Below are 18,766 nucleotides of genomic sequence, written 5' to 3' on the forward strand. Positions count from 1 at the left end.
TTACGGAACAACAATCAGCGGGCCGCTGGCTGCACCCGTTGCCCGCCACTGCGGAACGTACATAGACTCCACCATCGGCACCGGCACCTGGTAGGTACCCGGCGTCACGGCACGCGCCAGATAGACCAGCGTGACCGGCTGACCTTCATTTACCGGCACGGCAGCCACAAAGCGGTCATCGCGGAATTCCATATGCTGAATATCCGCCTGCTGCATCTGGCTGAGCAGGTTCTGGACCTCACTGCCGCTGTCCTGCAGGCTGGCACTGCTGTTCGCCAGGTTTTGGTTTTCCAGCTCCAGACCTGCCGGGAGCAGATCGACCACCAGCGCATCCGGCACGTTCTGGCTGGCCTTCACTTCCAGCCACACCAGCACCAGCTCACCGCTCTTCAGTGAAGAGAGTGACTTGCTGCTGCCGTCGGTTGCCAGGATATGGCGTTCAACCTGCAGCACGTTAGACGTTGGCTGAGGCGCATATTCCGGGTAACCGGTGCTGTCGAGGCGCACCCACATCGGCGCTGTACCGGTGTTAGTCACCTCCAGCGCGCCAAGCTGGTCACCGTTGACGTTTTGCACCTGCGATTTATCGCCGCTCAGCGCTTGTTCTGAAAGACTGGTCGTTGCCTGCCACGCACCAGACAAGGTTTGCAGCGAACGTCCTGCCAGGAACAGCGCATTGCTCTCCTGGGTTGACAGCCAGCGTTGGCTGAACGCTTCTTCAGATAAAGTATTGAGCAGAGCGTTTTGTGCTTCCGGCAGCAATTTGTACTCTTCCAGCAGGGAGAGCATCAGCGCGTTATCGCGAAGCTGGCTGCCGTAATCGGCCATCCAGTTTTTGCTGTCGTTGCGCGGTGTTTTAAGCGCCAGATCCAGCGCTTGCTGGCTGCGTGGGGCGTCGCCCATCAGTTTGAGCGCCATGCCCAGCTGCATCAACGGCAGCCCGGAAGCCGCCTGACCGTGGCGATCCCAGATTTCACGCAGCGCGCCCAGCGGCGCTTTTTGCTGACGTGCCAGCACCAGCGCGGCATAGGCCTGCACGGCGAACTTGCTGGCCTGAGTATCATCGCTATAGCGAATGGACATCATGCCCGGATCCTGCAGATAGCGCAGCAGGCGGCTATTGGCGTTATTCACTGCATCGGCGGGTACGCTGTAACCCTGCTCGCCCGCACGCACCAGGAAGTCGGTCACGTAGGCCGTCAGCCAGTACTCTTCCGGACCATTTTTATCCCACAGGGCGAAACCACCGTCGTCACGCTGCATTTGCAGCAGACGGGAAATACCAATATCGATCGCTGCACGGCGTTTATCGTCCGTATCACCCTTAATGCCAAGCGCCGACAGCTGCGCCGCGTTGGTATAGAGCGACGGGAACAGGCCACTGGTGGTTTGTTCCAGGCATCCGTACGGGTAGGCCTGAAGTTCGCGAATGTAGCGCGCCAGGTTCAATGGCGGTTTGCCGCTCAGCAGCAGTTGTCCCTGCAGCGTTGCAGGCGAGAAACCGTTGCTATGTTGCGCCGGTGCAATCCAGGACTCACCTGGGTTCAACATCGCGCCAGTGTTTACCGTCTGCGCCGGGAATGCAGGACGCACGCCGATTTTCCAGCTCTTCTGCTGCGGTGCGAAAGTTTCCTCCGGAAGCTGCAGACCGGTCACCTGAGCCGTCACCTCTCCGTCACCATAGCCCTCCAGCGCACGCACCGGAATAAACATCGTACTGCGCGCCCCCGGAGGCAGTTGAACCGGCTGCGGCTGCGAGCCTTCCAGCGACACTTTACCCGTTGTGGTTAAGGCCACGTTCAGCGTTTGCGGTTGGTCGGTCAGGTTAGTCAGATCCAGCGTCAGCCGCGAGGTATCGCCGCTTGCCAGGAAGCGTGGCGTGTTCAGCTCGGTAATGATCGGCGCGGCGACAACCACCTTACTTTCACTGCTGCCGAAATCGTCTTCCGTCCAGGCTTGCGCCATCAGGCGCAGCTCACCGTTGAAGTCCCCAATCGGCAGCGTAACAGTGCCCTCCCCGTTGGCATCCAGCGTGACCGGCAGTGCCTGCTGGGCAATAATGGTGACGTGGTTCACCGGCGGTTTGCCGCCGCGCTTGAGTTCATCTCCATCACCACCGAAGCGCAGCGCGGCCATACGTCCCTGCCCTTCAATAACCTGGCCGTAGATATCGTAGATATCCGCGCCGTAGCGCTTCTGGCCGAAGAAAGCCTGCCACGGATCGGGCGTAACGTAATCGGTGATGTTCAACACGCCGCTATCCACCGCCGAGACCAGGACGTTCACTTTCTGCGGCACAGCCCCCTCTTTCACGCTGGCTTTCACTTTCACAGAGAGCGTCTGGTTCGGACGCATTTTCTGCGGAGTATCCAGCGCAATATTCAGACGGCGATTTTCGTCACCCATCGGCAGATGCAGCAGACCTACCGCGCGTTTCGGCGTGGCGGATTTGGATTTATCGCCAGGACGAACCACCAGCGTGCTGAGGTAGAGATCGTGACGTTTCCAGGCTTTATCTACCGGAATGGAGAGATCCAGCCCGTTTGCCGGTACGTCGATCTCTTTCCACCACAGCGGTCCTTCGCTGGACTCGATCATCGCATAACCCTTACCTGCGGCCGGCGCGGCAATGTGCAGGTTGATGGTGTCGCCAGGCTGATAGGCTGGCTTATCCAGTTTCAGCGTCACGCGGTCAGGGCGCGCAGCCCCGGTGCCGTCGCTGTTATCCTGCCAGCTATACCCTGCCCAGAAACGTACGCTGCTGACCATCTCATCAGGCGCTTTAACTTCCAGACGGTATGAGCCCCACTCCACCGGGAAGGTGACTTTACCCGTCTCATCGGCCTTGAGCGTCAGCTCCTGCTCACCTTCAACCAGGTCTTTCTGATCGAACTGAGACTGCCAGCCATCGCTCTCCGACCAGTTCCAGTAATAGTCCCGGCGTTCGCGGATCAGGCGAACCTGTAACCCGGAAACCGCTTTTTTCGCGCCGCTGGCATCAGCGTAAACGATATCGAAGCTGGCGTTGCCGTTTTCATCCACAATCGGCTGGTTGACGGTGGTATCGGTGCGGTAGTCGTAAACGGCTTTACTGGCGAACTGAGGGCGAATACCCGGCAGCTCAGCCGCAGGCCAGATGGCCTGCTCAGCGCGACGCGTTACCGGACGGCCGCCGGACTCCAGCAGGCTGGCCTGCAGGATCAGCTGCAGCGGAGAGTGTACCTCTTTCCACTGGCTTTCGGTGCTGACCTGTCCACGCCCCTGCTCGTCGAGCGTAAGCTGTACTTCATCCAGGCTGCGGCTCAGGTTTTCCTCGGCGATATCGCCAAACTGGAAGCCCGGCAGCGTAGCCACCGCCTCACGCAGCGGACGCAGGTACAGCTGGCCCTGCAGCGAATTGCCATTAGCTGGCGCGCCGTACAGGTAGTACCCCACCACGTTAAAGTCGACATTATCTTGCTGTGATACTGGGGCTTTTTGCCCGGTCAGGTTGAGCGCCATACGCTCCGGCATGAAGTCTTCAACGTTGAAGTCCCACAGCCGCTGCAGGTTGTCGCCGGTGTTAGCGCGAATATGCCACATACCGGTCTGTGCCCCGCTGTCCAGCGGATAGTTAAAACGATAGAGTCCGTTTTCTGGCTTGACGACAATCGTACGCGCGACCTGTCCATCCGGACGCAGCACGTCAAGCTTCACAGGCTGATCGGGAAGCGGTTTTCCGTCGCTGTCGCGCAGCAGACCGTTGAGGATCACCGTTTCGCCCGGGCGATAAAGATCGCGTGGGCCAAACATAAAGAATTGCTTGCTGTAGCCAGGGCTCCCTGCGATGTCGAACTCCGCCAGGTCGAGCGCAGGCAGCTTGAGGTCAAGCAGCGTGGTCTGGCCGTCTTTGCTGGCCAGGATCAGCGCGGCTTCTTTGTCGGTTTCAAGTTTCGCATGACCGTCGGAATCGCTGTTCGCCTCGGCAAGCGTCTGGCCTTTGTCATTCAGCAGCGTAACGGACACGCCGGACTGCGCCGCACCGTTTTCCAGGCTCTGAGTGAAGATGTCCAGGCGGTTGTGATAGCGGTGAGCGGACAAGCCGATATCGCTCAGGGTAAAGAGCGTTGCGGCGTTGCTGTAGTTGTAGTGCCCTGCCTGGTTCATGACCGCGATATAAACGCCAGACTGCTGGAGTGGTTTAATATCCTTCAGGGGCAACAGCAATTTTTCGCGCGTATTGCGCGCCGGATTAAGGTCGAATCGACCGGTGTAAACCAGTTCCGCCATCTTCAGCAGGTTATCGGATTCCCAGTTGGTTAGAGAATTGCGGTATTCCCACTGGCTGACAAAGGAAGCTAACGACTCCGGCTTCACGCGGTAGAAGTTCACGTCCACGTTGTTAACGTTGAGCGCCATCACCGGCAGGCCTTCCACCACTTTACCCGGCAGCAGTGAGCCGCGGCTGGCAAAACCGACCGTCGGTTCGACATCCCGGGTGGTTAAGGCTTTTTCATAATCGATGCCAAAGGTCGCTTTATTCAGCGCCTGCAGGCCGCGTTCAACGGTGACGACCAGGCTGCGGTTAGGCTCCAGATGGCGCAGTCGAAGCTCTTTCAGGTTAGGCGCAAGTTCCCACGCCCCGTCAACCTTGCCGCTTTTCTTATCCACGACATGCACGGTTTTCGCGAAATCCTGATCGGGATTCAGCGGAACAGAAAAGGTCAGCACCAGTGTGGCGGCACCGTCGAGCTGAACTTCAGAGGTATCCAGCAACGTCAGCGCTTTTCCCTGACTCTGGGCGGCCAGTTTAGCCAGCGTTTCAGCATTGGGCTTTTCCGCGGCTTTCGGTGTTGATGCGGTGGATGCCGCGGGAGCCGCAGCCTGAGATTTATCGTCGCTGTTATCACAGCCGACAAGCGTAAACGTGGTAAGCAGCGCAAGAGAGAGCGCGGCTAAGCGAAACGGTTTCATCCTTTGTCCCTGGCCCATGGAGCCTGTTGGTCGTCGTCCGGATAAGTATTATCCGCAAGTTTCATTAATTCAAAAAGTCCAATTTTAGAATCTTGAAAGCGCCTCGCAGAATGGCATCACGCCGCTACGCCGTGATGGATCCGCGATCACAGCACATAACGTCACATGTTACCTTTCACGTCATTTGTTTTTAAAACAAGAAGATAGCTGGATAAGCACGGCTGAAGACTGCTAGTTTTATGACCATGACGCACCCCGAGTGCGCGGTTCAATAAGAGAGAAAGCCATGAAACGAGCCGTGAACGCCCTACAAAATTTCGGAAAATCATTGTACGGACCGGTACTTATCTTACCGATTGTCGGTCTTTTTATCGCCTTTGGTAACGTGCTGGGTAACGGCAATCTTGCCGAGTACCTGCCGTTTCTTGGCCATCCTCTGATTCAGAATATCGGCCAGCTCATCGCGAAATCTGCCGTATCGGTACTGGTTAACCTGGCACTGGTATTTGCCGTCGGTATCCCGATTGGTCTGGCGACGCGCGATAAAGGCTATGCCGCGCTGATTGGGCTGGTGACCTTTGTGGTGTTCATCAACGCCATGAACGTCACGCTGCAGCTACAGGGCGCGCTTGCGCCTGCCGAGCAGATGAAAGCGGCTGGACAGACCATGGTGCTGGGCGTGCAGGTGCTGGAGATGGGCGTGTTCGCCGGGATCCTGACCGGCGCGCTCTCCGGGTATCTCTACAACAAATACTCCGGCGTGCAGTTTAACGGCGCGATGGCGATTTACTCCGGCCACTGTTTTGTCGCTATCGTCATGCTCCCCGTCTCCATGCTGCTCGGCGTGGTGATGAGCGAATTGTGGCCGTTTGCCCAGCACGGCATTAGCGCCCTGGCGCTGGCCATTAAAGGCTCCGGGCCGTTTGGCGTAGCAATCTACGGTTTCCTGGAACGCATTCTGGTCCCCACCGGCCTGCACCATCTGGTTTATACGCCGTTCCTCTATACCGAGCTGGGCGGCACGCAGGAGGTTTGCGGCGCAACCTATCAGGGCGCGCGCAATATCTACTTTGCCGAGATGGCCTGCCCGGACGTGAAGCAGCTCAGCAGCACCGTGGTGTGGGATGCGCGCGGCATCAGCAAGATGTTCGGCCTGCCTGCCGCCGCGCTGGCGATGTACATGACCGCGAAGCCGGAGCGTAAAGCCATTGCGAAAGCCATTTTGATCCCGGCGGCGCTGACCTCGCTGCTGGTCGGCGTGACCGAGCCGATTGAGTTCTCCTTCCTGTTTGTCGCCCCACTGCTCTTCGTGGTGCACGCGGTGCTGACCGGCATCGGCATGATGCTGTTCTCGCTGCTGGGCGTTCACGCCATCGGCGCCAACGGGATTATCGACTTCATCCTTTACAACCTGCCGCTCGGCACGGAGAAGTCCAACTGGCCGATGTACCTCCTGGTCGGGCTGATCATGTTCGCCCTCTACTTTGTGGTGTTCCGCTTCCTGATCCTGCGCTTCAACATGAAGACGCCGGGCCGTGAGGATGACGATAAGGAGACGCGTCTGTACACCAAGCAGGAGTACCAGGCCAAAGGCAATAACGACGGGCTGGGCGAGTCCATCGTGGTGGGGCTGGGCGGCCGGGAAAACATTGAAGTGGTGGATAACTGCTACACCCGCTTACGCGTCACGGTGAAGGATGTCGCCATCATCGACGAGCCGCGCCTGAAGGCGACCGGCGCGAAAGGGATTATCAAACAAGGTAACAACGTTCAGGTGGTCTACGGGCTGCACGTCAAAAAAATGCGAGAAGCCGTTGAGACGTTTCTCTGAAAGGAGCTAAAGATGTTTACACCCCCATTTATCCTGTCGATTGCCGGCGGCGGTAGCACCTACACGCCGGGTATTGTGAAAAGCCTGATGGTGCGCCTGCAGGATTTCCCGCTGGCTGAAATTCGCCTTTACGATATCGACGAGGCGCGTCAGAACACCATTGCGCCCGTTGTCGAGAAGGTTATTCGCGACCACAGTCAGAGCATCAAATTTACCGTCACCAGTGACCCGGAAGTGGCCTTCAGCGGCGCACATTTTGTCTTCGCCCAGATGCGCGTCGGCCAGTACAAGATGCGCGAGCAGGATGAAAAGATCCCGCTGCGTCACGGCGTGGTCGGGCAGGAGACCTGCGGACCCGGCGGGCTGGCGTACGGGCTGCGCACGATCCTGCCGATGGTCGAGCTTATCGATCTTGTCGATCGCTACGCGCACGAGAAAGCCTGGATCGTGAACTACTCCAACCCGGCGGCGATCGTCGCGGAGGGCGTGCGGCGTCTGCGCCCAAATGCGCGGGTGCTGAACATCTGCGATATGCCGGTGGCTGCCATGCGCAATATGGGCGCCATTCTGGGCGTCGATCGCCGCAAGCTCGAAGTCGACTACTTCGGCCTGAACCACTTCGGCTGGTTTACCCGCGTGCTGGTGGACGGCGAAGATAAGCTTCCAGAGCTGCGTAAACATATCGCGAAGTTTGGCCTGCTGACGGAAGACGCGGCCAAAACCGACCCGCAGCATTCGGATCCGTCATGGGTAAAAACCTGGCGCAACATCAAGCCGATTATGGATAACTTCCCGGAGTACCTGCCGAACCCGTATCTACAGTACTACCTGATGCCAAACCAGATTGTGGAGCATCAGAACCCGGACTATACCCGCGCCAATGAAGTGATGGACGGGCGCGAGAAAAAACTGTTCGCCGCCGCCGAAGAGTATAAGCGCACCGGGATCCTGCCGGATGCCTTCCACGTGGGCGTCCACGGCGAGTTTATCGTCGATGTCGCCTGCTCGCTGGCCTTTAACCTGCGTAGCCGTCATCTGGTGATGGTGGAAAACCGCGGCGCGATTACCAACCTGCCTTACGATGCCGTGGTGGAAGTGCCCGCTTATATCACCTCCGAAGGCCCGGAACCGATTCGCGTCGGTCAGGTGCCGCTGTTCCATCAGACCCTTTTGCAACAGCAGCTCGCCTCGGAACAGCTGCTGGTGGAGGCGACCATCGAGGGCAGCTATGAGAAAGCGCTGCAGGCGTTCACCCTCAACCGCACCGTGCCGACCATGGAGCACGCGAAAGCGATTCTGGATGAGATGATTGAAGCCAACCGCGACTACTGGCCTGCGCTGCAAAAAGCCTGGCAGGACGGCGAAACGGTGAAAAAATAGGGGCTTGCTCGCGAGTTGAACGTGGTTTGCTTGTCGGTGTCAGAAAAAACACCGACAATCCTTTTTTACGGAAAAGAATGGAGGCAACCCATGTCCACCTCATATTTCGTCGCCGCCGACTGGCTGATTGAGCACGGCGACGATCCGGAAGTTCAAATTATTGACGCGCGTATGGCCCCGCCAGGGCAAGAACATCGCGACGTGCCCGGTGAATACCGTGCCGGACATATTCCTGGCGCGGTATTTTTTGATATCGAAGCCCTCTCCGACCACACCTCTCCCCTGCCGCACATGCTGCCGCGCCCGGAAGCATTTTCCGTGGCGATGCGCGAGCTGGGCGTCAGCAAAGACAAACACCTCGTTGTTTACGATGAGGGTAACCTCTTCTCCGCCCCGCGGGCGTGGTGGATGCTGAAAAACTTCGGCGTGGAAAAAGTGTCGATTCTGGCGGGCGGGCTTGCGGGCTGGAAGCGCGACGACCTGCCGCTTCAGCAGGGCGACATGACGCTGCCGGAAGGCGAATTCGATGCCACGTTCGACGCGCACGTGGTGAAACGCCTGACCGACGTGCTGGTCGTGAGCCATGAAAAAACGGCGCAAATCGTCGATGCCCGTCCTGCTCCACGCTTTAATGCCGAAGCGGATGAACCGCGTCCGGGGCTGAAGCGCGGACATATTCCGGGCGCGCTGAACGTGCCGTGGGGCGATCTGGTGTTTGAGGGCGAGCTGAAAACCACCGACGAGCTGCGCGCCATTTTTGACCGTGCAGGCGTGGATTTACATCGTCCGATTATTGCCAGCTGTGGCTCCGGCGTAACGGCCTGCGTAGTGATCCTGGCACTCGCCACGCTCGGCGCGAACGACGTCACGCTTTACGACGGCGCCTGGAGCGAATGGGGTGCGCGGGACGATCTGCCTGTCGAACCCGCGAAATAATGGATAACCGCCTGGCCACGCTGTTAACGCGCGGGGCATCGCTGACCCGCGCGGAGTATCGCGTCCTCGCCCACCTCACGGAGCATCCGCTGCTGGTGGGCAACATCACGGTACGCGAACTGGCGCAGGCGACGTTTGTTTCGACCGCCACCATCATGCGGCTGTGTCAGAAGCTGGGGTTCAGCGGCTTTAGCGAGTTTATCTGGCATTGCAAACAGCTGCTCTCCGACACGCCGCACATTGCCGTTCAGGGGCAGTCGCGTCCTGAGCTGCCGGCGCTTTTTAATCAGTTTATTGCCAACTATCAGCACACCTTCCGGTGGGCCACGCAGGAGAAGCGCCAGCAGTTTGCCAACCTGCTGCGCCAGAAAGAGAGCTTCTTTCTCTACGGCGCCGGTTTTTCTTATCTGTTTGCGGAGTACCTGACCAAGAAGCTGCAGGTACTGGGCAAAACGGCGTTTATCTCCGGGCCGGGAGACAGCCGGAATATTTTCCTCAGCAACGCCGCACGCTATCAGGTTTTTATTGCCGTCTCGCGCAGCGGCGAAACGGAGCAGGTGCTGGATAAAGCGCGGATTGCCAAAAACGTCGGCATGACAATCGTTGCCTTTACCCGCGCCTCGGCCAATACGCTGGCGGGGATGTCGGACGTGCACTTTGCCCTCTATGACGAAGCGGTACACTTCGCCGCCGAAGCCGCGGGGGTGACGTCGTTTGAGTCGAATCTGGTGCTGCTGATGGATTTACTGCTGCTGGAAGCAACGGGGTGATATCCACCCCGCCGTAATCAGATGATGCGGTTAGTTTTGAGATCGCGCAGGAAACCGCCCCAGCGACGCTCGTAGAACGGCGTGATGTGCTCGGTAATAAAATGGCTGATGCCCTTCTCACCGTTCTTCACCTGGCAGATATCGATCGGCTCATCGCCCGGCAGCGTGTCGGTCGCCACGCTTCCCGCCGCCTGAATGATATCCTCGATATCGCCGTCCGCCTCAATACCAATCAGCAATACCGGATGCTCGTCCGCGCGCTCTTTAATAGAGCAGAGGAACGCGCGCCTGACGGGCTTGAGCGTTTTGAACAGCGTGGTCAGCGAATCGATCATCTGCGCGGGTGGTTCAGCCACTTCAGACAGCAGCAGCGTTTCGCCCCCTTCCAGCACTTCCTGAGTGCTGAGCGGGTTACCTTCTTCGCCCATCAGGTGGCTGATTTCACGCGGCGTGAACTCTTTCCCGGTCGGCAATTTAGCGTTGAGGAACAGCGTCTGCCCCAGCGTCATTTCAAACAGGGTACGTACCGGCATCACCACGAACGCCTGTTCTTCTTCTACCGCTTCCTGCAGGGCTTCCAGTGAGGTAAAGAACGGGATCACCGAGGTGCCGTCGTCTTTTTCCCAGTGCAGCAGATCCAGCGCGCTGTCTTCTACGACCTGCTCACCTTCCGCCGCGGCGCCCGGCACCCAGACGGTGGATTCCAGCAGCGTGCGGAAAAATGCCGGACGGTGGGCGGGCTCGGTCGCCGCCTGCTCCAGCAGGGTTTCTAATTCGTTTTTGGTTTCTGACATAGTTTGGCTACTTCAAAAAACGCCGGGTGGCGCTTCGCTTACCCGGCCTACAAAACCGTAGGCCCGTGCAAGCGCAGCGCCGCCGGGCAATATGATGACTCCGAAGGCGCGCGTAAGCGTAGCGCCACCCGGCAAAAAGATTACTCAGCCGTCAGCAGGTTCGCCACGGTACGCACGCCCAGACCGGTCGCGCCCGCGGACCACTGCTCAACCGCCGCTTTACGGTACGTCGCGGAGCAGTCAATGTGCAGCCAGCCCTCGTGGTAGTTCTCAACGAAGTGGGACAGGAAGCCTGCTGCGGTGCTTGCACCCGCCGGGTACGCCGCGCTCGCGGTGTTGTTCAGCTCGGCAAAGTTGGACGGCAGCTGGCTGCGGTGGAACTCGGCCAGCGGCAGACGCCAGAACGGCTCGTTTTCCGCAGCAGCGCTTGCCAGCAGGCGGGCAGCGAGCTTGTCGTCGAAGCTGAACAGCGCGTGGTAGTCGTTACCCAGCGCCGTTTTCGCCGCCCCGGTCAGGGTCGCCATGTCGATAATCAACTCTGGCTTCTGGGCAGATGCGTCGATCAGGCCATCAGCCAACACCAGGCGGCCTTCGGCGTCGGTGTTCATCACTTCGACGTTTTTGCCGTTGCGATAGCGAATGATGTCGCCCAGCTTGAAGGCGTTACCGCTCACCATGTTGTCCGCGCAGCACAGGTAGAGCTTCACGCGCTTGTTCAGACCGCGGGTAATCGCAAACGCCAGCGCGCCGGTGATGGTTGCCGCGCCGCCCATGTCGGACTTCATGGAGTCCATGAACGCGCTCTGCTTCAGGCTGTAGCCGCCGGTGTCGAAGGTAATGCCTTTCCCGACCAGACAGGCAAAGACCGGCGCTTCTTTATCGCCGGTTGGGTTGTAATCCAGCGCCAGCAGGACCGGAGGACGCTCAGAACCACGGCCCACGGTGTGGATGCCCATGTAGTTCTGTTCGCGAAGGTCTTCACCTTTGGTGATGCGGTAGGACATTTTCTCGCCCGCCACGCCGCACAGCAGGTCAACCGCGCGCTGCGCCAGCTGCTCAGGGCCTAACTCTTCCGCCGGGGCGTTGATGGTGTCGCGCACCCAGTCGATGATTTGCAGGCGGCTTTCCAGCTCTTTCTGACCGGCTTCATCAAGGTTAGCCCACTCGATTTTACGGGTGCCTTTCGGGCCTTTGTAGCCTGCCCAGAATGCCCAACTGCGGTCGGTGTCCCAGCCTTCGCCTTCCAGAGAGACGTGTTTAATCCCCAGGCCGTCAATTTTACGCGCGGCGCGCTGGATCAGGCCCAAATCATCGTTGCCCGTCAGGTGCAGGGTAATGCCGTCGTTGTTAATGCTGTAGGTGGCTTTCTCGCCCCAGCGCGCATCGGCTGGCTGCGTAGAGAGCGTAATCTTCATCGCTTCGGTCATTTTATTTTTCCTTATTAGCAACTAGCAAACGGGCCGCCTGAAGGCAGCCCGTTATGTTTTTTATTCTGCTTCATCTAACCAGACTAACAGAATCGCCTCCAGAATTTTTTCATTGGATGCGTTTGGATCATCGTCGAAATCCTCTAAATCGCAGATCCACTGGTGCATGTCGGTGAATCGTACGGTCTTCGGATCGAGATCCGGGTTCGCGTCGTAGAGCGCTTCGCCGATTTCACGGCTGTCTGTCCACTTCAGTCCCATATCAATGCTCGCGTGCGTGGTTGATGGTGTAGCGTGGGAATTCCACGACCAGATCTTCATCGGTCACCGCGGCCTGGCAGCTCAGGCGGCTGTCAGGCTCCAGACCCCATGCTTTATCCAGCATGTCGTCTTCGTCTTCGGTGCTCTCAGCGAGAGAGTCGAAACCTTCACGCACGATGCAGTGGCAGGTGGTGCAGGCACAGGATTTTTCACAGGCGTGTTCCACTTCGATACCTGCACGCAGGGCAACATCGAGAATGGTTTCACCGGTCTTCGCTTCCAGAACAGCGCCATCCGGACAGAGGTCCGCATGAGGCAAAATTACAATCTTTGGCATATTAAACCTCGTCCACGGACTGGCCTTTCAGCGCGACGCGGACAGATTTGTCCATGCGGCGAGCAGCAAAGTCCTGGGTTTGTTTATCAACGTTTTTAATGGCTTCTTCTATTGCGTCAGCGTCATTGCCTTCGGCCACTGCGCTCAAGCGCGCGGCAGCATCGTCAATCACCTGACGCTCAGCGGCGCTTAACAGCGCGGCATCGGCAGCGAGCGCGCCGTTAAGGCTTTCCAGCACGCGTGCGGCTTCAACTTTTTGTTCAGCCAGCATACGCGCCTTCACATCCTGCTCGGCGTAGCTCATTGAGTCCTGAATCATGGAGGCGATTTCGCCATCGGTAAGGCCGTAGGACGGCTTCACCTGAATGGACGATTCCACGCCGGTGGATTTTTCCATCGCCGTCACGCTCAGCAGACCGTCCGCATCCACCTGGAAGGTGACGCGAATATGCGCCCCGCCCGCAGGCAGCGCCGGGATGCCGCGCAGCGCAAAGCGCGCCAGTGAACGGCAGTCCTGCACCAGCTCGCGTTCGCCCTGCATCACGTGGATGGACATCGCGGTCTGGCCGTCTTTGAAAGTGGTGAACTCCTGCGCGCGCGCCACCGGAATGGTGGTGTTACGCGGGATCACTTTCTCCACCAGGCCACCCATGGTTTCTAACCCCAGCGACAGCGGGATGACGTCCAGCAGCAGCATTTCACTGTCCGGCTTGTTGCCGACCAGGATATCGGCCTGGATTGCAGCGCCCACGGCAACCACTTTATCCGGATCGATGGAGGTCAGCGGCGTGCGGCCAAAGAATTCGCCCACGCGCTCGCGCACCAGCGGCACGCGGGTCGAACCGCCCACCATGACCACTTCCAGCACCTCGTTCGCCTCAACGCCCGCATCTTTCAATGCGCGACGGCAGGCCAGCAGGGTGCGTTTCACCAGCGGGGCAATCAGATCGCTGAACTGGTCGCGGGTGATGTCACCCTGCCAGCCCGCAACGTTTACGGTAACCGTGTGCGCATCGCTCAGGGCGATTTTGGCATCGATGGCCGCATCCAGCAGTTCACGCTGTACGCGCGCATCGCTGCGATCGCTGATGCCTGCCTGCTCGCGGATGTAATCCGCCAGCAGATGGTCGAAGTCATCGCCGCCCAGCGCGGAATCCCCGCCGGTCGCCAGCACTTCAAACACCCCGCGGCTCAGGCGCAGGATGGAGATATCAAAGGTGCCGCCGCCGAGATCGTAAACCGCAATCACCCCTTCCTGACCGGAGTCGAGACCGTAGGCAATCGCCGCCGCCGTCGGTTCGTTCAGCAGTCGCAGCACGTGCAGGCCCGCCAGACGCGCGGCGTCTTTGGTGCCCTGACGCTGTGCGTCGTCAAAGTAGGCTGGTACGGTAATAACCACGCCGTCCAGATCGCCGCCGAGCGTTGCGGTCGCGCGCTCTGCCAGCGCTTTGAGGATGTCAGCGGACACGCGGATCGGGTTCAGCAGACCGGCCGCCGTCGCGATCATCGGCAGGCCGTTTTCACTGGCCTGCAGCTGGTACGGCAGATGCGGATAGCGGGTCTGAATATCGGCCAGCGAGCGGCCCATCATGCGCTTTACGGAGCTGATGGTGTTGGCCGGATCGCGCGCGGCGTTGGCGCGGGCGTCATAGCCAACCGCGTGACCCTGCTGCTGGTAGTGGACCACGGAAGGCAGCAGATGGCGGCCCTGCTCGTCAGCCAGCGTTTCCGCCTGGCCGCTGCGCACGGTCGCCACGAGGGAATTGGTGGTGCCCAGATCAATACCCACCGCCAGACGACGCTGGTGCGGTGCGGCACTTAAGCCAGGCTCACTAATTTGTAATAAGGCCATAATTGCTTCCGAAATTAAAAATCGAGCAGCTTTTCTTCGAGTTGTTCAGCACTGCTTCGCAGTTTATCGAGAAAACGGAGTTTGCGCACAGTGTCTGCCGCCACGTCCCAGGTCTCGTTGTTCAGTTGCTCCACCATCTGCTGATGGCGGGTATCGAACATGCCCTTCACGCGCTTGATGAAGCTTTCCAGACGCGCTTCGTCTTTGGCCTGTTCAATCTCATCCAGTTCTTCGCGAAGCTCCAGCTGCTCCATCAGAAACGCGGTGTCGCGCACGGTATGCTGTTCGCTCGCCAGGTCGAAACCGTGCAGTGAAAGCAGGTACTCGGCACGGCTCAGCGGATGGCGCAGCGTCTGCCAGGCCTGGTTGATGGTCGCAGAGTGGGAGACCGCAGCCAATTGCTCTGACTGAGTACCGCTCGCGAATTTATCCGGGTGGTACTGACGCTGCAGATCCTGAAAACGGATCGTCAGCGCCTGCAGATCAATCGGGTATTGAGCGGGTAGTCCGAAGAGAGTGAAGTAATCCATAACAATCTCAGGGGTAGCCTGTTAGAACAAACCCCACACGTAGCAGGTAAGCCACGGTGGGGTTTCGGATGACGCGCGGTTAAACGTGGAAGCTTTCGCCGCAACCACACTCGTCTTTAACGTTCGGGTTCGTAAATTTGAACCCTTCGTTCAGACCTTCTTTGACGAAGTCCAGCTGAGTGCCGTTGAGGAATTGCAGGCTTTTGCCATCGACCACCACCTTCACGCCCTTGTCTTCAAACACGGTGTCGTCGGACGCCGGTTCATCAACAAACTCCAGTACGTAAGCCATACCAGAACAGCCGGAGGTACGTACGCCCAGTCGCAGGCCAAAGCCTTTACCACGGTTCGCCAGAAAAGAGCTTACTCGCGCGGCAGCGCTGTCGCTAAGGGTAATCGACATACTCAAACCTCAATTATTTTGCTTCACGTTTGCTTTTATAGTCCGCAATGGCGGCTTTGATCGCGTCTTCTGCCAGAATTGAACAGTGAATTTTCACCGGTGGCAGTTCGAGTTCTTCAGCAATATCGGTGTTCTTGATTGCCTGTGCTTCGTCCAGAGACTTGCCCTTCACCCATTCGGTCACCAGGGAGCTGGACGCGATAGCAGAACCGCAGCCGTAGGTCTTGAAGCGCGCGTCTTCAATGATACCTTCATTGTTGACTTTAATCTGCAACTTCATCACGTCGCCACACGCCGGTGCGCCAACCATGCCGCTACCGACAGATTCGTCGCTGTTGTCAAATGAGCCAACGTTGCGCGGGTTCTCGTAATGATCGATGACTTTTTCGCTGTATGCCATGTTGAATTCTCCTTATGTACCGATTAGTGATGTGACCATTCAATGCTGTTCAGATCCACGCCCTGCTTGAACATTTCCCACAGTGGAGAAAGGTCGCGCAGACGGCCGATGGAGTTGCGAACCAGCTTGATGGTGTAGTCAATCTCTTCTTCGGTAGTGAAACGACCTAAAGAGAAACGGATAGAGCTGTGTGCCAGCTCGTCAGTCATGCCCAGCGCGCGCAGCACGTAGGATGGCTCGAGGCTTGCAGACGTACAGGCAGAACCGGAAGAAACGGCCAGGTCTTTCAGCGCCATGATCAGCGATTCGCCTTCAACATAGTTGAAGCTGACGTTGAGGATGTTCGGTGCGCCCTGCTCGAGATCGCCGTTCAGATACACTTCTTCCATATCCTTCACGCCGTCCCACAGACGGTTACGCAGCGTGCGCAGGCGCGCCATCTCGGTTTCCATCTCTTCTTTCGCGATGCGGTACGCTTCGCCCATGCCCACGATCTGGTGAACAGGCAGCGTACCGGAACGCATGCCGCGCTCATGACCGCCGCCGTGCATCTGTGCTTCGATGCGGATACGTGGCTTACGACGAACGTACAGCGCGCCGATCCCTTTCGGGCCATAGATTTTGTGGCCGGAGAAGGACATCAGGTCCACTTTCAGCTGGCTCAGGTCGATAGGCAGTTTGCCCACGCTCTGGGTCGCGTCCACGTGGTAGATGATACCGCGCGCGCGGCACATTTCACCGATGGTCGCGATGTCCTGAACGACGCCGATTTCGTTGTTAACGTGCATGATGGATACCAGAATGGTGTCATCACGCATGGCCGCTTCGAGCTCTTTCAGGTCGATGATCCCGTTGCTCTGCGGCGCCAGGTAAGTCACGTCGAACCCTTCACGCTCCAGCTGACGGCAGGTGTCCAGCACGGCTTTGTGTTCGGTTTTGCTGGTGATGATGTGCTTGCCTTTTTTCTGATAAAAGTTGGCTGCACCTTTGATCGCCAGGTTGTCGGATTCGGTCGCACCGGAGGTGAAAACAATTTCACGCGGGTCGGCACCGACCAGGTCAGCAATCTGATTACGGGCGATATCAACCGCCTCTTCAGCATGCCAGCCAAAACGGTGTGAACGGGAAGCTGGGTTACCAAAGTTTCCGTCCAGGGTCAGACACTGCATCATTTTCTCGGCAACACGCGGGTCCACCGGCGTGGTTGCGGAGTAGTCGAGATAAATCGGTAATTTCATTGCTCTTTAAACTCCGTACATCGCTTCAATGCAAGGAATCAGGCAACCGGCTGGATGTACGACCGAGTACACGGGGCGTGACCGCCCCGGCCTGATTCTGAAATACTTATCTTTTTATTACGCGCGCAGTTTGACGTCGATAGCGTCTTGCGCGCGGGTGCTGCGTTGTGATTCATGGCTTTGCTGACGACCCGATACGTCCAGAACTTCCTGGTTATTCACCAGTTCACCCAGGGTGATGTTGTTCAGGAAGCCGGTCAGACGGTCGCTCAGATCGCGCCACAGCGCGTGGGTCAGGCACTTATCGCCGCCCTGGCAGCCGCCTTTACCCTGGCAACGGGTCGCGTCAACGGATTCGTCAACGGCACTGATCACTTCGCCAACTGCAATACTGCCCGCGTCTTTACCCAGCAGATAGCCGCCGCCTGGGCCACGAACGCTGGAAACCAGTCCATTTTTACGCAGTCTGGAGAACAGCTGTTCCAGATAAGAGAGGGAGATCCCCTGTCGTTCAGAAATATCAGCCAACGGAACCGGGCCCGCTTCGGAGTTGAGCGCAACGTCCAGCATCGCGGTCACGGCATAACGCCCTTTAGATGTCAGTCTCATGTCTTACTTAACCTCAAACTCGCCCCTGCCCGGGGTTTTTTATTGTAAAATGGGGGTATTGCATAGCTGGGCCAAGTCTGACATTCCTGACTAAAATGGTCAACTATTTACTTGACTGTTTTAGTCAGGTATTTAACCTTCTGTGCCGTTTTTTGTCGGGTGGCGCTGCGCTTACCCGACCTACGGTTTGTAGGCTGGGTAAGCGCAGCGCCACCCGGCGAACAGACGACACTACTCTTTATTCTTCTGCTCAATCGACGCCAGAATACCGCGCAGGATGTTCAGCTCCTGGCTTTCCGGACGCGCGCGGGTGAACATACGGCGCAGCTTGTTCATCACCTGGCCCGGGTGGCCTTCACGGATAAAGCCGGTTGAGAGCAGCGTCTGCTCCAGGTGACCGTAGAAGCGTTCAAGGTCGTCCACCAGCGGGTAGGCGCTCTCTTCTTTAGGTTCGACCGGTTTCTCCTGCGTCGCCAGCCACGCCATACGCACTTCATAGGCGATAACCTGCACCGCCATCGCCAGGTTCAGCGAGCTGTATTCCGGGTTCGCCGCGATGGCAACGTGATAGTGGCACTTCTGCAGCTCGTCGTTGGTCAGGCCAACGCGCTCACGGCCAAACACCAGCGCAACCGGGGCCTGTTCCGCTTCTGAAACACTTTTCAGGCCGCATTCGCGCGGGTCCAGCATCGGCCACGGCAGCGTGCGGGAGCGCGCGCTGGTACCGACAACGAGACTGCAACCGGCAAGGGCTTCATCAAGGGTATCGACGATCTGGGCGTTGCCGATCACGTCGCTGGCACCGGCCGCCAGGGCGATGGCCTGCGAGTCTGGTTTTACCAGCGGGTTAACCAGCCACAGGTTCGTTAAGCCCATGGTTTTCATAGCGCGGGCAACGGAGCCCATGTTGCCGGTGTGCGATGTTTCGACCAGCACGATTCGAATGTTTTGCAGCATAATTTTAGATGTCTGGATTCTGTGTCTGAAGAATATTCGGGCATATTATCATAAACGGGAGACATAATCCGATCCCGCTGCTATACTC

General features: G+C 58.3%; 16 protein-coding genes. 4 read left to right on the top strand and 12 right to left on the bottom strand.

All coding sequences use genetic code 11. From position 1 onward, the window contains the following. Positions 1–4,953 (bottom strand): alpha-2-macroglobulin, encoded by a 4,953-nt coding sequence (locus HV355_RS05320; protein WP_182401131.1) that lies wholly within the window; start codon positions 4,951–4,953, stop codon positions 1–3. Positions 4,954–5,239: 286 nt separating this feature from the next. On the opposite strand from HV355_RS05320, the gene HV355_RS05325 reads away from it, so the two are divergent. The 4 genes from HV355_RS05325 (at position 5,240) to HV355_RS05340 (ending at position 9,870) form a co-directional block, all read left to right on the top strand. Continuing rightward, positions 5,240–6,784 carry a PTS transporter subunit EIIC gene (locus HV355_RS05325; RefSeq protein WP_182401133.1) on the top strand — a complete coding sequence of 515 codons (1,545 nt, stop codon included), beginning with the start codon at positions 5,240–5,242 and terminating at the stop codon, positions 6,782–6,784. 12 nt (positions 6,785–6,796) lie between these two features. Continuing rightward, positions 6,797–8,164 (top strand): 6-phospho-alpha-glucosidase, encoded by a 1,368-nt coding sequence (locus HV355_RS05330; RefSeq protein WP_042718127.1) that lies wholly within the window; start codon positions 6,797–6,799, stop codon positions 8,162–8,164. A gap of 90 nt (positions 8,165–8,254) precedes the next feature. Then, the gene (sseA, locus tag HV355_RS05335) at positions 8,255–9,100 is read left to right on the top strand and encodes a 3-mercaptopyruvate sulfurtransferase (protein WP_120157698.1); all 846 of its coding nucleotides are present in this window, start codon (positions 8,255–8,257) and stop codon (positions 9,098–9,100) included. Continuing rightward, complete coding sequence (locus HV355_RS05340; protein ID WP_120157697.1) at positions 9,100–9,870, top strand: MurR/RpiR family transcriptional regulator; 771 nt, start codon at positions 9,100–9,102, stop codon at positions 9,868–9,870. Before sseA ends, HV355_RS05340 begins: the two co-directional genes overlap by 1 nt. A gap of 17 nt (positions 9,871–9,887) precedes the next feature. Here HV355_RS05340 and sseB read toward each other — a convergent pair whose 3' ends face one another. The 11 genes from sseB to trmJ all read right to left on the bottom strand — a co-directional run bounded on the left by sseB (position 9,888) and on the right by trmJ (position 18,678). Then, positions 9,888–10,664, bottom strand: coding sequence for an enhanced serine sensitivity protein SseB (gene sseB / locus HV355_RS05345; protein WP_182401135.1), 777 nt, complete (start codon positions 10,662–10,664; stop codon positions 9,888–9,890). Between the two features lie 140 nt (positions 10,665–10,804). After that, positions 10,805–12,091, bottom strand: coding sequence for an aminopeptidase PepB (gene pepB, locus HV355_RS05350; RefSeq protein WP_058685879.1), 1,287 nt, complete (start codon positions 12,089–12,091; stop codon positions 10,805–10,807). Positions 12,092–12,151: 60 nt separating this feature from the next. Then, on the bottom strand, positions 12,152–12,352 hold the full coding sequence (gene iscX / locus HV355_RS05355) for a Fe-S cluster assembly protein IscX (RefSeq protein WP_003860650.1): 201 nt from the start codon (positions 12,350–12,352) through the stop codon (positions 12,152–12,154). 1 nt (position 12,353) lies between these two features. Next, positions 12,354–12,689, bottom strand: a complete 336-nt coding sequence (gene fdx, locus HV355_RS05360; protein ID WP_003860652.1) for an ISC system 2Fe-2S type ferredoxin — start codon at positions 12,687–12,689, stop codon at positions 12,354–12,356. A 1-nt stretch (position 12,690) separates the two neighbouring features. After that, positions 12,691–14,541 carry a Fe-S protein assembly chaperone HscA gene (hscA, locus tag HV355_RS05365; protein ID WP_182401137.1) on the bottom strand — a complete coding sequence of 617 codons (1,851 nt, stop codon included), beginning with the start codon at positions 14,539–14,541 and terminating at the stop codon, positions 12,691–12,693. Positions 14,542–14,555: 14 nt separating this feature from the next. Next, positions 14,556–15,071 (bottom strand): co-chaperone HscB, encoded by a 516-nt coding sequence (gene hscB / locus HV355_RS05370; RefSeq protein ID WP_125915420.1) that lies wholly within the window; start codon positions 15,069–15,071, stop codon positions 14,556–14,558. A gap of 79 nt (positions 15,072–15,150) precedes the next feature. Beyond that, positions 15,151–15,474 (bottom strand): iron-sulfur cluster assembly protein IscA, encoded by a 324-nt coding sequence (gene iscA / locus HV355_RS05375; RefSeq protein ID WP_003860659.1) that lies wholly within the window; start codon positions 15,472–15,474, stop codon positions 15,151–15,153. Positions 15,475–15,487: 13 nt separating this feature from the next. After that, positions 15,488–15,874, bottom strand: a complete 387-nt coding sequence (iscU, locus tag HV355_RS05380) for a Fe-S cluster assembly scaffold IscU (protein WP_003860661.1) — start codon at positions 15,872–15,874, stop codon at positions 15,488–15,490. 23 nt (positions 15,875–15,897) lie between these two features. Further along, entirely contained in the window at positions 15,898–17,112 is a 1,215-nt protein-coding gene (gene iscS, locus HV355_RS05385; RefSeq protein ID WP_020883022.1) for a cysteine desulfurase, read from the bottom strand. 117 nt (positions 17,113–17,229) lie between these two features. Beyond that, positions 17,230–17,721: a Fe-S cluster assembly transcriptional regulator IscR gene (gene iscR / locus HV355_RS05390; RefSeq protein ID WP_089597799.1), complete on the bottom strand. Its 492-nt coding sequence runs from the start codon at positions 17,719–17,721 to the stop codon at positions 17,230–17,232. Positions 17,722–17,952: 231 nt separating this feature from the next. Beyond that, on the bottom strand, positions 17,953–18,678 hold the full coding sequence (gene trmJ / locus HV355_RS05395) for a tRNA (cytosine(32)/uridine(32)-2'-O)-methyltransferase TrmJ (RefSeq protein WP_182401139.1): 726 nt from the start codon (positions 18,676–18,678) through the stop codon (positions 17,953–17,955). Positions 18,679–18,766: the final 88 nt, after the last annotated feature.

Source organism: Enterobacter sp. RHBSTW-01064 (assembly GCF_014103035.1).
Classification (GTDB): Bacteria; Pseudomonadota; Gammaproteobacteria; order Enterobacterales; family Enterobacteriaceae; genus Enterobacter; species Enterobacter mori.

What these genes read in the sequence shown, in the direction of transcription:
- HV355_RS05320 (WP_182401131.1), bottom strand. Translation starts at nt 4,953, where the DNA reads ATGAAACCGTTTCGCTTAGCCGCGCTCTCTCTTGCGCTGCTTACCACG.
- HV355_RS05325 (WP_182401133.1), top strand. Translation starts at nt 5,240, where the DNA reads ATGAAACGAGCCGTGAACGCCCTACAAAATTTCGGAAAATCATTGTAC.
- HV355_RS05330 (WP_042718127.1), top strand. Translation starts at nt 6,797, where the DNA reads ATGTTTACACCCCCATTTATCCTGTCGATTGCCGGCGGCGGTAGCACC.
- sseA (WP_120157698.1), top strand. Translation starts at nt 8,255, where the DNA reads ATGTCCACCTCATATTTCGTCGCCGCCGACTGGCTGATTGAGCACGGC.
- HV355_RS05340 (WP_120157697.1), top strand. Translation starts at nt 9,100, where the DNA reads ATGGATAACCGCCTGGCCACGCTGTTAACGCGCGGGGCATCGCTGACC.
- sseB (WP_182401135.1), bottom strand. Translation starts at nt 10,664, where the DNA reads ATGTCAGAAACCAAAAACGAATTAGAAACCCTGCTGGAGCAGGCGGCG.
- pepB (WP_058685879.1), bottom strand. Translation starts at nt 12,091, where the DNA reads ATGACCGAAGCGATGAAGATTACGCTCTCTACGCAGCCAGCCGATGCG.
- iscX (WP_003860650.1), bottom strand. Translation starts at nt 12,352, where the DNA reads ATGGGACTGAAGTGGACAGACAGCCGTGAAATCGGCGAAGCGCTCTAC.
- fdx (WP_003860652.1), bottom strand. Translation starts at nt 12,689, where the DNA reads ATGCCAAAGATTGTAATTTTGCCTCATGCGGACCTCTGTCCGGATGGC.
- hscA (WP_182401137.1), bottom strand. Translation starts at nt 14,541, where the DNA reads ATGGCCTTATTACAAATTAGTGAGCCTGGCTTAAGTGCCGCACCGCAC.
- hscB (WP_125915420.1), bottom strand. Translation starts at nt 15,071, where the DNA reads ATGGATTACTTCACTCTCTTCGGACTACCCGCTCAATACCCGATTGAT.
- iscA (WP_003860659.1), bottom strand. Translation starts at nt 15,474, where the DNA reads ATGTCGATTACCCTTAGCGACAGCGCTGCCGCGCGAGTAAGCTCTTTT.
- iscU (WP_003860661.1), bottom strand. Translation starts at nt 15,874, where the DNA reads ATGGCATACAGCGAAAAAGTCATCGATCATTACGAGAACCCGCGCAAC.
- iscS (WP_020883022.1), bottom strand. Translation starts at nt 17,112, where the DNA reads ATGAAATTACCGATTTATCTCGACTACTCCGCAACCACGCCGGTGGAC.
- iscR (WP_089597799.1), bottom strand. Translation starts at nt 17,721, where the DNA reads ATGAGACTGACATCTAAAGGGCGTTATGCCGTGACCGCGATGCTGGAC.
- trmJ (WP_182401139.1), bottom strand. Translation starts at nt 18,678, where the DNA reads ATGCTGCAAAACATTCGAATCGTGCTGGTCGAAACATCGCACACCGGC.